We start from the raw sequence: 12,834 nt of genomic DNA on the forward strand, positions 1-12,834 counted from the left end.
CATGGAGGAGAAGCGTGTCGGCAGATAAAAAAGACTGGAAAAACAGGACGCCCTCTGCTGGAGGACGTCCTATAAGATCGAGTGAGGTATTTGAATGATGGCTAGTGCGGCTTACGCCCAGTTGCCATCGATGAATACAGGCTCTTCGGTGCCATCATGCGTGATTCCTGTGATGTTCAGCTCCTTGGAGCCCATCATGAAATCCACATGGGTAATGCTGGTGTTCAGTCCGCTGGCTTGCAGCTGATCAGACGTCATGGTTTTGCCGCCCTCGAGGTTGAAGGCGTATGCACTGCCGATAGCCAGGTGGCAGGAGGCATTCTCATCAAACAGCGTATTGTAATACAGGATGCCGCTTTCCGAAATCGGGGAACGGTAGGGAACAAGGGCCACTTCGCCAAGATAATGGGAGCCCTCATCCATGGAGACGAGACGCGATAACGTATCTTCACCTTGCTCGGCAGAAAAATCGACAATGCGACCGTTCTCGAACGTAATCGAGAAATTGTCTATAATATTACCTCCATAACTCAAAGGCTTTGTGCTGCGAACCGTGCCATTCACGCCGGTTTTAAGAGGAGCCGTGAACACTTCCTCCGTTGGAATGTTGGCAACGAAGTGTTCGCCTTGCTCATTATGGCTGCCCGCTTGGGTCCAAATATGGCCTTCTGGCAGTTCAATCGTGAGGTCCGTTCCAGGTGAGGTAAAGCGAAGCTTATGATATTTCTTGGCATTAAGCTCGTCGGATTTCTGCTGGAGCGTATCAATATGCGCCTCCCACGCGCTGATGGGGTCATCCAGATCTGCGCGTACCGCATGAAAGATCGCATCCCACATTTTGTCCACCTGCAGCTCCTTCGGAACATCAGGGAACACCTTGGCCGCCCAATCCGGAGAAGCAAAGGCAACGCCTGTCCAGCTCATTTTATCGGCTTGCTGATATTGACGGTACTTCGACATCGCAGCGCCATATGTACGTTGATGGTTGGAGATACGTTCAGGATCAATTCCGCTGAGCAGATCAGGGTTCGAGGAGAGGACCGTCAAGAATGCGGCTCCTTGCTCAGCGAGCTCCGTTACTTCCTCCGCGTAGTATTTCGGCGGTTCCAGAAATGCTTCATCCGGAGCCAACTCGTAACGTATTCGGCTGACGATCTCATCGCTATAGTTGACTTTCACTTGTTTGGCACCGATTTCATAGGCCTTCTTCACGATGAGGCGCACAAGCGGCGCAGCATCGATCATGGCGTTAACGACAAGAGTTTGCCCCGGCTGCACATTGGCACCGACTTTGACAGCGAGCTCGGCGTAACGCTCCAATTTTTGTTCAAAGCTTGACATACAAGGACCTCCATTCCTTTTATACTACCTTTAAGTAGCTTCATGCGCTTTCTTGATTATCGCACAATTTTTCCGTTTGTAAATCAACCTCAGGTCAATTAAAGGCAGGAAAAGTTTAAGAAAAGCAGCTACTTCGCATGAAATAGCTGCTTTGATCACGATATTCTTAAAATGCCCAGTTTCCTTTAAGGAATACCGGTTCTTCCTTACCCTCTGCCGTAACTCCGTAAATATCCATTTCGCCGGAGCCGATCATGAAGTCCACATGCGTCACGCTGGTATTGAGACCGCTTTGAATTAATTGCTCCTGATTCATCTCTTTACCTCCCTCTATGCAGAAGGCATAGGCACTGCCAAGCGCAAGGTGGTTGGAAGCATTCTCGTCAAACAACGTATTGTAATACAGAATGTTGGATTCGGAGATCGGAGATTGATGCGGCACAAGCGCCACCTCACCAAGATAGCGGGCACCATCATCCATGTTCAGGAGACGCTCAAGGGTCTCGTACCCTTGCTCTGCTGTGAAGCTGACTACTTTACCGGCTTCAAACGTAAGAGAGAAGTTGTCCACGATATTGCCGGCGTAACTCAAAGGCTTCGTGCTGTGGACGGTACCGTTAACCCCCGTTTTGAGCGGTGCAGTAAACACTTCTTCTGTTGGCATATTAGCCACAAACGAATGGCCGCGTTCGTTGATGCTGTCACCCTGCGCCCAGATATGGCCTTCAGGCAGTTCAATGGTAAGGTCCGTTCCTGGCGCAATGTAGTGGAGCTTCTTGTATTTCTTGGCGTTCAGCACGGAAGATTTCGCTTCAAGCACCTCAAGATGCTGGTTCCAAGCCTCAACCGGATTATCCTGATCCACGCGCACCGTGTGGAAAATCGCATCCCACAGCTTGCTGACCTGCTCCGATTCCGGTGCATCCGGAAATACCTTGGCAGCCCATGGCGCCGAAGGCACTGCAATCAGGCACCAGCTGAACTTGTCAGACTGCTGATAGGCGCGATATTGCTTCAGCGCTTCTCCGCGGGCCTTGTAGAAGTTTCCGATGCGTTCGGAATCAATGCCGCTGAGCAGATCCGGATTCTCCGCAAGGACGTGGAGGATAGCTGCACCGTTCTCCACCAATTCAGTCATTTCCCCGGCATACCACTTTGGTGCTTCCGTAAACACATCATCCGCTGCTTTTTCGAATTGAAGTCTGGTGACAGTTTCATCAGTCCATAGAATTTTCACCAGGCGGGCACCTGCTTCATAGGCCTTCTTGGCGATCAAGCGAGTGAACTCGGCAGTGTCAACAGGGGCATGAACCACCAAGGTTTGTCCTTCCTGTATGTTAACTCCAACCTTTACAGCCAACTCGGCATATTTGTCCAAGGATGTATTGAAATCGGACATTTGGAACCCTCCAATGAAATTTATTCTTTTCCACCATATTATACTAGATCAAGTTGCATAAGAAAAACAATAATCAGCGGCAATTAAAAGTGATATACTGAGTGTTGTGAGTTGTTCACAACGAAACGAAGGAGAGTGGAAACGTGTCACAAGTCCGAATCGAGCGTGCGGATATGAAACGGGATGAGAGCAATCAATTCGTGGGGTATACCGTATTTTCTATAGATGGACATGCAGCATCGTACGAGATCACATTCCTGAGCAAGAACGGCCGGGACTGGGATTACAGCCTGAATTTCGCAGGCGAGCCGGGAATTGAGGAGCAGTTTATGCAGCTTGATGAGCGGATCGAAACCGATGACGAGTTGTTTGATGATTTGCTGGATGCTGCGATTGATGCCAGCGAGTTCGGAGAATAAGAGCCGGTTCAATCGGATACTACTCAACATGAGATGAAAATGAAACAAACCGTGCACTCCCGGCAGATGAGGGAGCGTACGGTTTGTTTATATGTGCCGGCAAGAAGAGGGAATGCACACGGTTTAGCCGATCGTAATCCGGCCCTCCGGGTGACGGTACAGTTCTTTGTTGCTTTTGCGGCTAAGTGCGTAAGCCAGCGTAAGCGGACCGAGACGGCCCAGGAACATCAGCAAGGCGATAGTGATCTTGCCAATCGGCGACAATTCGGTTGTGAGACCCATGGATAAGCCGGCTGTTCCGAAGGCGGAGACGGCTTCGAACAGAATTCTTAGGAATTCACCCGATTCCGTTACGGACAGGAACATGGAAGCCCCCACCAACAGCAGCAATGACAGTATCGTTAGCGTAATGGAGCGGTAGACCAGGGATTGCGAGATTCTGTTGCGGTAGAGAACAACATCGCGTTTTCCCTGGATCATGGTAACCACTGCACCAATCAGGACCGCGAAGGTCGTCACCTTGATCCCGCCTCCTGTGGATCCAGGCGCAGCCCCGATGAACATCAGGAGGATCATAAAGAACTGTGACGACTGCTCCAGACTCGCGATGTCCAGGGTGCTGACGCCGCCGGAACGCGGGGTAATCGATTGGAAGATGGAGGCCATAATCTTGACCGGGTACGAGAGCGGGCCTAATGTCTTGGGATTGCTGTGCTCCAATAGAAAGATCATGACAGCTCCAATGACGATCAGCAGAGAGGTCACCGTCAGAACAACCTTGGAGTGAAGCGATATTTTTTTGGTTTTCGGGTACTCGATAAGATCAAAGATAACAATGAAGCCGATTCCCCCAAGGAAAATCAAGACAGCAATGATAATATTGACATAAGGATCCTCTACATAAGTGGAAAACCCGGAGAATGGCCCATGGATTTGGCCAAACAGATCAAAGCCAGCATTGTTGAATATGGATATGCTTTGGAATGTGCCAAAGTAAGCTGCATCCGAGAGCGGCATGATGGCAGAGAACCTGAATGTCAGCAGCAGAGCGCCTATGCCCTCTATAATCAGCGTATATACGAGGACTCTTCGAATGAGGTCCACAATGCCTTGAATTTGGTATTGTCCCATCGCTTCCTGAAGAATGATGCGTTCCCGCAGCGAGATTCTGCGATTGAACATCAATGCAATCCAGGTGGCAGAGGTCATAAAGCCTAATCCGCCCAGCTGAACCAGCATGAGCATGACAATTTGTCCAAAAACGGACCAATGGGTTCCCGTATCCACAACGGTTAATCCGGTCACGCTGATGGCGGAAACCGCTGTGAAGAGCGCATCAATCAGTGGTGTGGAGGTCCCGTCAGCTGTGGCGATGGGAAGCTTTAGCAGGATCGTCCCCACCAGCGTGATCGATGCAAAGCCGATCGCCAGAAACTTGGGCGGGGTCATTTGATTGCGCAGGTCTTTCTTTTTCATGCTAATTTTCCTTTTCCGAAAGTTTTAATTTTAAAATCATTTCTCTAATATAACACGAAAGGTGAATCATTTAACCATCATGAATTCAGAGAAACCGCCTATTCCCGTATTTATTCCTTTATTTATCGGCATTATTGCGATATCTTTCTCATCCATTTTTGTGAAATGGTCCAGCAGTCCGGTCTCTGTTCAAGCCATGTACAGACTCGTTATTACCGTTCTGATCATGCTGCCGTTTGCAGGAAAATATCTGCCCGCTGCGAGGTCATTGAAGCGCTCTGAAGTGCTGCTGCTGATCCTGTCAGGAGCCATGCTGGCATTGCACTTTTTGTTATGGATGGGCTCTTTAACATGGACAAGCGTTGCAAGCTCTACCATCATCCTGGCTCTGCAGCCCGTATTCGTGATGATTGGTGCCTACTTCTGGTTTAAGGAAAAAACATCACTCGCCGCAATCGGCGGCATGGCAATCGCGTTCCTTGGGGTGTTCCTGCTCATTGGCAGCAGCGGACTCAGCGGGAGTGCGGGGCATTTGACCGGTGATGTGATGTCTTTGCTGGGAACGGCAGCTGTTGCTGCACATATGCTGCTTGGGCAATTGCTGACTCAGACGGCTTCCGTCCTTTCTGTACAGCTGGCTTGTTTTTGTGGTAGCTGCTGTAATTCTGGCTGTCTATAACGTGGGCATGCATATTCCGCTGGCAGGGTATTCGGCGCGTGAGTGGGGAATATTTGCTCTATTGGCAGTCGTGCCGACCGTATTCGGTCATCTGTTGTTTAATTGGCTTATGAAATATGCCTCGGCCTCAACCGTATCGATGAGCGTTCTGGGTGAGCCTGTGGGGGCGAGTTTGCTCGCTTTCCTTCTGTTGAATGAATCGATGAGCACCCTGCAGGCAGGAGGGGGTGCCCTTGTACTGTTAGGGCTGGTGTTGTTCCTGAAGGTCGGAAAACCGAGAAAGGGGGCTGTGGAGGTACAACCCGAAGGGCTCGGATAGAGCTAGATTAATTTTTTCTATGGCCGAGTAGTTAGCCCGCAATTAGCGCACACTGAAGGTATCAATCACCCCAAATCCTGTAAGAAATGGATTTTGGATTGTAAAGGAGCATATGTGCGTGAAAGCAGTCACCTATCAAGGCAGACATCGTATCAAAGTGAAAGAGATGAAGGATCCGGCCCTGCACCGCAGCGACGATATACTGATCCGAGTCACAACGACAGCTATCTGCGGTTCTGATCTGCATTTATATAACGGTGAGATGAAGCAGCTTCATGATGATTACATTATCGGCCATGAGCCCATGGGAGTTGTGGTGGAAGCTGGCCCTGAGGTAAACAGAGTCAAGGTTGGGGACCGTGTCATTATTCCCTTTATCATCTCTTGCGGCAAATGCTTGTTCTGCCAGAATCAGATGGAGAGCCAGTGCGACTATGCTAATGATGCCAAGGATACCGGAGGTTTTTTTGGATATAGTGATGCATACGGCGGTTTCCAGGGAGCCCAAGCGGAGCTGATGCGTGTTCCATACGGAAATTTTATGCCCTTTATTATTCCGGAGGATGCCGATATGGAGGATGAAAAATTGCTCATGCTCTCCGATGCGCTGCCAACAGCCATCTGGAGTGTAGAGAACGGGGGAGTCAAGCCTGGCGACACGGTGGTTGTTCTAGGCTGCGGTCCGATCGGGCTGTTAACGCAGAAGTTTGCCTGGTTAAAGGGAGCGAAACGGGTCATTGCAATTGATCATGTAGATTACAGGCTGGCGCATGCAAAACGAACTAACCAGGTGGAAACCTATAATTTCGAAAAAATACCCGAAATTGAAGAATATATTAGAGAAATCACACATGGTGGAGCCGATGTTGTCATTGATTGTGTGGGGCTGGATGCCAAAAGAACCCCTATCGAAATGCTGGGCAGCATGCTTAGGCTGCAGGGCGGCTCTCTGGGAGCTTTCAACATGGCCGTCAGGATGGTTCGCAAGTTCGGGACGATCCAGCTGACCGGCGTATATGGGCTTGTCTATAATGCATTTCCGCTCGGCGAGCTGTTCGAAAGGAATATTACGTTAAAAATGGGACTGGCGCCCGTCATTCATTATATGCCCAAGCTGTATCAAATGCTGAAGGAGGGGACGGTCGATCCTTCGGATATCATCACGCACCGGTTACCGATGGAGAAGGCTGCCCATGGCTATGACATCTTCAATGAGCGGAAGGATGGCTGTATTAAAATCATTTTGAAGCCCTGACCGCTTGAAAATTCAATCATCACATTGTGCGTTCCGGAAGATTTGTTGCACTTCCGGGGCGCTTTTTTTATGGATAAATGGCATATTTGGCGTTGACAAGGAAGGAGGATGTATTCATAGTAATTAAAAGTAGAATCGGAGAGTAAGAGAGGAATCGGACCAAGATGGACACCAAGTCAGAACAGCTTCCTTCGCATATGGAGGGAAATTCGTATCTTCAAGGCTTTAAGGATTGTATTCCTACCCTGCTAGGCTATTTGAGCATAGGCTTTGCTGCAGGTGTAGTTGAGCGGACTGCAGGCTTCAGCCTGCTCGAAATCGCGTTAATCTCGCTCCTGCTCTATGCCGGCTCCGGTCAATTTATCGCGGCAGGAATGCTGGCGGCAGCAAGCCCGGTGATCTCGATCATCATCACGATTTTCTTCGTGAATGCCAGGCATCTGCTGTTAAGCGCAGCGATCGCCCCGTACTTTAAAGGTCTCTCCACCGGAAAGAGTTTCTTTATCGGCTCCCTGCTGACTGACGAGACATTCGGTGTTGCTGCCGCCAAGGCGACCGAGCAGAAAAGACTGGGTTATCAATGGATGGTGGGCTTAAATATTACAGCCTATCTGTTCTGGTGTGCGGCTAACGTTGCAGGGGGGCTCGTCGGCGAGTGGATACCGGACCCGGAGCAGTTTGGTCTGGATTTTGCTTTGCCGGGTATGTTTATCGGGCTGCTGGCACTGCAATGGCTCAGCCGCAAAAAATATAAATTGGACTTCATGGTCGTTATCATTGCGGTCATTGCAGTAGTGGCCTTCAGCACGATGATGCCGGGAAGCGCAGCAGTCATTGCCGCTATCCTGGTTGCGGCTACAGCGGGGATGGTGATGGAACGATGGAAATAAGATGGCATATTGCAGCTCTGATTATCGGCTGTGCGGTGGTTACCCTTATTCCAAGAGTTCTGCCGCTTATGATTCTCAGCAAGCTGCGGATTCCGGATATGATGATAAGATGGCTGGATCATGTGCCAATCGCGGTCATGGGCGCCCTGTTGGCCCAGGAACTGCTCGTATCGGACGGGCGTGTCGACCCTGCCGGTCACTTGCTTGAGCTGATTGCGGCTGTTCCCGCCTTCCTTACAGCTTTTCTAACGAAAAGTCTGTTTGCTACGGTCATTGTGGGTATTCTGACTTTGATTGGGCTGCGCATATTGATTTGAATTAAGTGAAGCATGGTTTATAAGCTGTTCTCTCTAGCCAATCGGCGGGGGGCAGCTTATTTTGGTTGTCAAATTTCCCTGCTTCATGTGCCGTCTGCCTGTTATTTGGTCAAATGTCAGGGGACAGGGGTCCGTGCGGAATGCGTAAACAATGCATATGGTGTACTAACCCATGATGTGTATTGAGATCACATATCAAGATAGGCAGAAGGAGGAGACAGGGGATGATGCCGACGGTTACGATAGTCATACCTTTCTATAACTGCCAGTATATACAGCAAGCTTTGGAAAGTGCGGTACAACAAACGTACCCTGCTGTGGAAATCATTGTGGTGGATGATGGGTCAACGCAATATTCCAATCTGATCGCACCCTATAAGAACAGAATCTACTATATGGGCAAGAGTAATGGCGGTACAGCCAGCGCATTGAATCATGCCATTTTGCATGCTTCGGGCCAATATATCGCCTGGCTCAGTTCAGACGATCGTTTTGTTCCTCAGAAGATTGAAAGACAGATGGCGTTTATGCTGAGCAGGGGTCTCGACATCAGTTTCACTGGTTTCTCAGTCATTAATGAGCACAATCGGGTGACAAGACCGTACGAAGGGATTCCAATGGCGAACAATGCGGATTTGGCCCGTCAACTGGTCTATTCCAATCCGATTAATGGATGCACTGTCATTATGAAGAAAGACTGGCTTCACAGGGTAGGGCTGTTCAATGCGCAGCTTCCCTACACACATGATTACGATCTCTGGATTCGGCTGTTGATGAACGGGGCTTCGTTCGGATTTCTGCCAGATATGCTTACGATGTACCGTGTGCATTCCCAGATGGGCACCATTCGGCATAAAGCAACGATTGCCCGGGAATATGAGATGGTAAAAAATAATTATCGTCACGTACTTGAGCACTTGGCTCAGCATGGCGGTTAATGGGGGATACCATGAAAATACTGCTAGCAACTCACTGGTTAATCCCTCATGTCGGCGGAGTATGGAACTTCATGGAGCAGCTCAAGAACCGTTTGGAACAATTAGGTCATGAAGTGGATCTGCTCGGTAACAGTCCGGATTACAAAAAAATCCATATTGTCAATCGGGGGAAGGAACTGGCCAAGGAAGCATTGCTTCCTATGCTGGAGTCAAAGCTTAACTCGCAAACGGCTCCGGGATTGAATCAGCATTATGCAATCCGCCATTACGAGCTTGAGCGTTATTGCATGGAGCTGGCTGCTGCTTATTTCGGGCTGCAGCAGTACGATATTATCCATACGCAGGATAGCTTCTCGACACGTTCCTTGGGCCGGGTGAAACCGGGGCGGACACCGCTCGTATCCCACGTACATGGCTCTGTGGCGCGAGAAATGATGGATCACTTCCGCAACAACCCCTCGAAAGGTGTCGATGAAAGAAGCCCGGCGTGGCGCTATTTTCCTGCGCTTGAATATCATGCTGCCATGTCTTCGGATCTGACCATTGCAGCCAACCATTGGTCCAAAAATATTCTCATGACCGATTGCGGTGTACCTGACCATCGAATTACGGTGTTTCAGTATGGGCTCGATGCTGCGGCCTTTCAAGCAAAATATAATGCCGGAACACCACTCCGGCGGCCGCCGGGCAAGAAGGTGATTATCTGTCCTGCTCGATTGGTATACGTGAAGGGGGTCCATGTCCTGCTCGATTCCCTGGCCGTTCTGAAGCAGATGCGAAGCGATTGGGTTTGCTGGATCGTCGGGGATGGCGGTATGCGGGGGCAACTGGAAGAGCAGACGGTAAGAGCCTCACTTCAGCATGACGTGTTTTTTCTTGGCGAGCACAACAATGTCCCCGGCTTACTGGCGCAAGCGGATATTTTTGCACACACTTGCATTCAGGATAACCAGCCCTTCTCGGTCATGGAAGCACAAATGGCAGGTCTGCCAAGCGTTGTATCCACGGCCGGAGGGTTGCCGGAAATGGTGACTCACGGTTACACAGGTTTGATCGCACCGCGTTGGGGATGCGGTAAGTACGGCAAAACAGCTGAGTCTGCTGTTGGAGCGGGAGGATTACCGAAAATTTCTTGGTCAGAATGCGAAGGCATTCGCTCAAGATCATTGGTCCATGGATCTGATGGTCCAAAGGACGCTGAACGTATATCACGGTGCTATAGCTCAGAAATCATCTGTATGAAAAGGGGGGGAGCCCATGAATCAGCAAGCATTTTCCGTGATGAGCGATTTGTACAACCGAATTTTTGTCAACCAGATCTCAAATCCGGAGATTCTGGTCGACTATGTGGTATGGAATCGGATTCTTCAATCGCTGCCGAAAGATTACAAGCTGCCCGATGAGCCCGTAACGTACATTTAAATCCTGATGTAAAATGGCAGGCCAAGGGATTATCTTGGCCTGCCATTTCGCTGTACTTGAGCTGGCTCGACATCCATATCGAAGTTTCGTTCATTTAGGTCAAATACATGCCTTGGAACAAATAGGTCCAGCGATAACGGTTGCTGATCCAGATATCAATGTCCGGCATTTTCACAGCACACACATGCTCTATGTTCCAGTCCGCCATTTCGATCTCTTTCACAGGCTCATGATTGACAGCAAGCACATGGAAAGGCCCGACACAGATCTGCTGCAGGGAATCTACCAGCTCCTTGATATCTTCATAGCTGGAATCGGTCCGAATAAAGAGGATTCGACCTCCGCTTTCCAGTGTCTGCAGAAATCTGGCGATCCTCCGGTCATATTTTACCTTGATCTCAGGATAAGCTGCCAGATGGGGAGGGAAGTTGTTAACCACGTAAAAATCATGATTCAGATATAGATCGTACTCTCGATCCCATACATTGTACAGCTCATCATTGGCCTGGCTAACCGTGTGGAGGTTCGGATAAACCAGCATGCCTTGAAACCGGTTGCGAAGCATCCTTGAAATTTGGGGCAGCACCGGGGTGCCCATCCAATCGATTGGCCCGGCAAATTTGCGCAGCCCGTGTTCTCTTAGCTCAATGCCCGGCAAACAATTATTTCCCAGACTGAATATGGCATGATAGGGTCCCTTGATATCCTGCAGGCTCAACATCTATGGTCACCGTCCCTTTCTTTCGGATCACTTCCACATACTATTAAATGCGAATCCGTAAGAAGCGGCTTGGACCGTGGAGTCAAGAAATACACAATTGGATGATCGTCACTATGGATATGCCCTTACCTGATCAGAAGTAGTTACATAACCTGATATTAATGATGCTGCAATTGCCTGGGAGGGAATGATATGTCCATCTATCGTTTAGATGCAGTGGAGTACGGCCATATTGATGCGCGATATATACAGTCCGTGGATCTCACGATAACCAATGCAGGGGCAGAAGAATTTGATGTCCTTATTCACGGATATCACCTATACGGGGTCTATTATGTTGGCCTCGTTCATGTCGGGGCAGGTTCGACGGTCTTTGTGCCCAATATCACGAACCATAATACCGCATTCAGCCTGCTGCTCGTGACCAACATTAACTACACTCACTCCACGCTGATTACCGTCCATGCCAAGAACCAGGGACAGCTTGTAGCCGTCTACTCAAATTCTGATTTTCAAGCCATCGAATAATGGGGAGGGGTACGACATGAAGGTGCTGTTCGTCTACTACGTGCCAAGCGGGGGCGTTGAAACATTAAACAGACAGCGATGCCGTGCACTTCGACTTGCCGGGATCGAGGCGCATTGTCTGTATTATGCCTGGGGATCCGGCATGCAGAATGCCGCTGATTTCCCGATCTATGTAACCCGCAATGATATTGAAATCAAGCATATTCTGGATTCCAACGGCTTTGACGTCATTGTCGTGACAACAGATCATGCGAGCTTCCCGCGATTTCGAATGCTGGGCTTCAAAGGGAAATTCGTGCTAGAAATCCAGGGTTATGGACCTAAGAGTGTTGCGCATGCGCAGCTTACACAGGCAGCGCCGTACGTCAACGAGCATGCCGCTGCGCTGCTGAATCCCAGCACCCCTCATATTGCTGCGTTATTCCAGGAGCTGTATCCGCATAAGCCGCAGTTTAATTTCAATAATTGTTTTGACAGCCAGGAGTTCACGTACAGACCCTATCCAAGGTCTGCAAGCCCAATTATGGCATGGCTAGGGCGGATTGAGGATAACAAGAACTGGCGCGAATTTCTTCATATCGGTCATCAGCTTAAACAGCATGTACCGGATCTGCAAATGTGGATGTTCGAGGATATTCAACTCAGTCAGCCGCTAGAGCGTGAACAGTTTCTTGCACTCATTGAAGAGCTGGATCTGTCGGAGCGGTTAACTCTTCGATCCAACGTACCGCATGCAGAGATGCCCTACTATTATTCCGTCATTGGCGATTCCGGCGGATTTCTATGCTGCACCTCGAAGGTGGAAGGCGCGCCGTATTCGGTTCTTGAAGCGATGAGCTGCCGCTGTCCGGTGCTGACAACCGATTCGGATGGGGTATCGACATCGGTGTATCACAATTTGACAGGCAAGTTCTATGTGCTGGGAGATATTCAGCATGCTGTTGCCGAAGCGCTGGTGCTAATGAATGATCGTTCCCTGCGCGAACAGATTCGAAGTCATGCCAAGGGACACGTCGAACAGAATTTCAACCCGCATAGCTATGCGATCCATTTTGCGGGTCTGCTTCAATCGATTGGCATGTGATCCTTCAAGCCGCATGCGCTAAAAATGCACGAAAAACAGCCTAATT

At 49.6% G+C, this 12,834-nt stretch carries 14 protein-coding genes; 10 read left to right on the forward strand and 4 right to left on the reverse strand.

Annotated features, from left to right (window positions below; translation table 11 throughout):
* Nucleotides 1-111: 111 nt before the first annotated feature.
* Both PVOR_RS13420 and PVOR_RS13425 read right to left on the reverse strand, forming a co-directional pair.
* The gene (locus tag PVOR_RS13420; RefSeq protein ID WP_006209780.1) at nucleotides 112-1,341 is read right to left on the reverse strand and encodes an aminopeptidase; all 1,230 of its coding nucleotides are present in this window, start codon (nucleotides 1,339-1,341) and stop codon (nucleotides 112-114) included.
* Nucleotides 1,342-1,507: 166 nt separating this feature from the next.
* Nucleotides 1,508-2,740 carry an aminopeptidase gene (locus tag PVOR_RS13425; protein ID WP_006209781.1) on the reverse strand — a complete coding sequence of 411 codons (1,233 nt, stop codon included), beginning with the start codon at nucleotides 2,738-2,740 and terminating at the stop codon, nucleotides 1,508-1,510.
* 143 nt (nucleotides 2,741-2,883) lie between these two features.
* Here PVOR_RS13425 and PVOR_RS13430 point away from each other — a divergent pair, with 143 nt between their 5' ends.
* Nucleotides 2,884-3,159 carry a hypothetical protein gene (locus tag PVOR_RS13430; protein WP_006209782.1) on the forward strand — a complete coding sequence of 92 codons (276 nt, stop codon included), beginning with the start codon at nucleotides 2,884-2,886 and terminating at the stop codon, nucleotides 3,157-3,159.
* Nucleotides 3,160-3,282: 123 nt separating this feature from the next.
* Here the strand turns inward: PVOR_RS13430 and PVOR_RS13435 are convergent, their stop codons facing one another.
* Complete coding sequence (locus PVOR_RS13435; RefSeq protein WP_006209783.1) at nucleotides 3,283-4,635, reverse strand: TrkH family potassium uptake protein; 1,353 nt, start codon at nucleotides 4,633-4,635, stop codon at nucleotides 3,283-3,285.
* Nucleotides 4,636-4,714: 79 nt separating this feature from the next.
* Here PVOR_RS13435 and PVOR_RS13440 point away from each other — a divergent pair, with 79 nt between their 5' ends.
* The 7 genes from PVOR_RS13440 to PVOR_RS13465 all read left to right on the forward strand — a co-directional run bounded on the left by PVOR_RS13440 (nucleotide 4,715) and on the right by PVOR_RS13465 (nucleotide 10,436).
* Complete coding sequence (locus PVOR_RS13440; RefSeq protein WP_327196541.1) at nucleotides 4,715-5,314, forward strand: DMT family transporter; 600 nt, start codon at nucleotides 4,715-4,717, stop codon at nucleotides 5,312-5,314.
* Nucleotides 5,283-5,633: a DMT family transporter gene (locus tag PVOR_RS32790; RefSeq protein ID WP_327196542.1), complete on the forward strand. Its 351-nt coding sequence runs from the start codon at nucleotides 5,283-5,285 to the stop codon at nucleotides 5,631-5,633. Before PVOR_RS13440 ends, PVOR_RS32790 begins: the two co-directional genes overlap by 32 nt.
* A gap of 118 nt (nucleotides 5,634-5,751) precedes the next feature.
* Entirely contained in the window at nucleotides 5,752-6,888 is a 1,137-nt protein-coding gene (locus PVOR_RS13445; RefSeq protein ID WP_006209784.1) for a zinc-dependent alcohol dehydrogenase, read from the forward strand.
* Nucleotides 6,889-7,052: 164 nt separating this feature from the next.
* The gene (locus tag PVOR_RS13450) at nucleotides 7,053-7,778 is read left to right on the forward strand and encodes an AzlC family ABC transporter permease (protein WP_006209785.1); all 726 of its coding nucleotides are present in this window, start codon (nucleotides 7,053-7,055) and stop codon (nucleotides 7,776-7,778) included.
* The gene (locus PVOR_RS13455; protein WP_006209786.1) at nucleotides 7,769-8,095 is read left to right on the forward strand and encodes an AzlD domain-containing protein; all 327 of its coding nucleotides are present in this window, start codon (nucleotides 7,769-7,771) and stop codon (nucleotides 8,093-8,095) included. Before PVOR_RS13450 ends, PVOR_RS13455 begins: the two co-directional genes overlap by 10 nt.
* 224 nt (nucleotides 8,096-8,319) lie before the next feature.
* The gene (locus tag PVOR_RS13460) at nucleotides 8,320-9,033 is read left to right on the forward strand and encodes a glycosyltransferase family 2 protein (RefSeq protein WP_006209787.1); all 714 of its coding nucleotides are present in this window, start codon (nucleotides 8,320-8,322) and stop codon (nucleotides 9,031-9,033) included.
* An 11-nt stretch (nucleotides 9,034-9,044) separates the two neighbouring features.
* Nucleotides 9,045-10,436, forward strand: a complete 1,392-nt coding sequence (locus PVOR_RS13465; RefSeq protein ID WP_083811676.1) for a glycosyltransferase family 4 protein — start codon at nucleotides 9,045-9,047, stop codon at nucleotides 10,434-10,436.
* A 113-nt stretch (nucleotides 10,437-10,549) separates the two neighbouring features.
* Here the strand turns inward: PVOR_RS13465 and PVOR_RS13470 are convergent, their stop codons facing one another.
* Nucleotides 10,550-11,176 carry a DUF1796 family putative cysteine peptidase gene (locus PVOR_RS13470; protein ID WP_006209789.1) on the reverse strand — a complete coding sequence of 209 codons (627 nt, stop codon included), beginning with the start codon at nucleotides 11,174-11,176 and terminating at the stop codon, nucleotides 10,550-10,552.
* Between the two features lie 192 nt (nucleotides 11,177-11,368).
* Between PVOR_RS13470 and PVOR_RS13475 the strand changes: the two genes are divergently transcribed.
* Both PVOR_RS13475 and PVOR_RS13480 read left to right on the forward strand, forming a co-directional pair.
* Nucleotides 11,369-11,704 carry a hypothetical protein gene (locus tag PVOR_RS13475; protein ID WP_006209790.1) on the forward strand — a complete coding sequence of 112 codons (336 nt, stop codon included), beginning with the start codon at nucleotides 11,369-11,371 and terminating at the stop codon, nucleotides 11,702-11,704.
* A gap of 16 nt (nucleotides 11,705-11,720) precedes the next feature.
* Nucleotides 11,721-12,788 (forward strand): glycosyltransferase family 4 protein, encoded by a 1,068-nt coding sequence (locus tag PVOR_RS13480; RefSeq protein WP_006209792.1) that lies wholly within the window; start codon nucleotides 11,721-11,723, stop codon nucleotides 12,786-12,788.
* Nucleotides 12,789-12,834 lie beyond the last annotated feature (46 nt).

This window comes from Paenibacillus vortex V453, assembly GCF_000193415.1.
GTDB classification, from domain to species: Bacteria; Bacillota; Bacilli; order Paenibacillales; family Paenibacillaceae; genus Paenibacillus_AQ; species Paenibacillus_AQ glucanolyticus.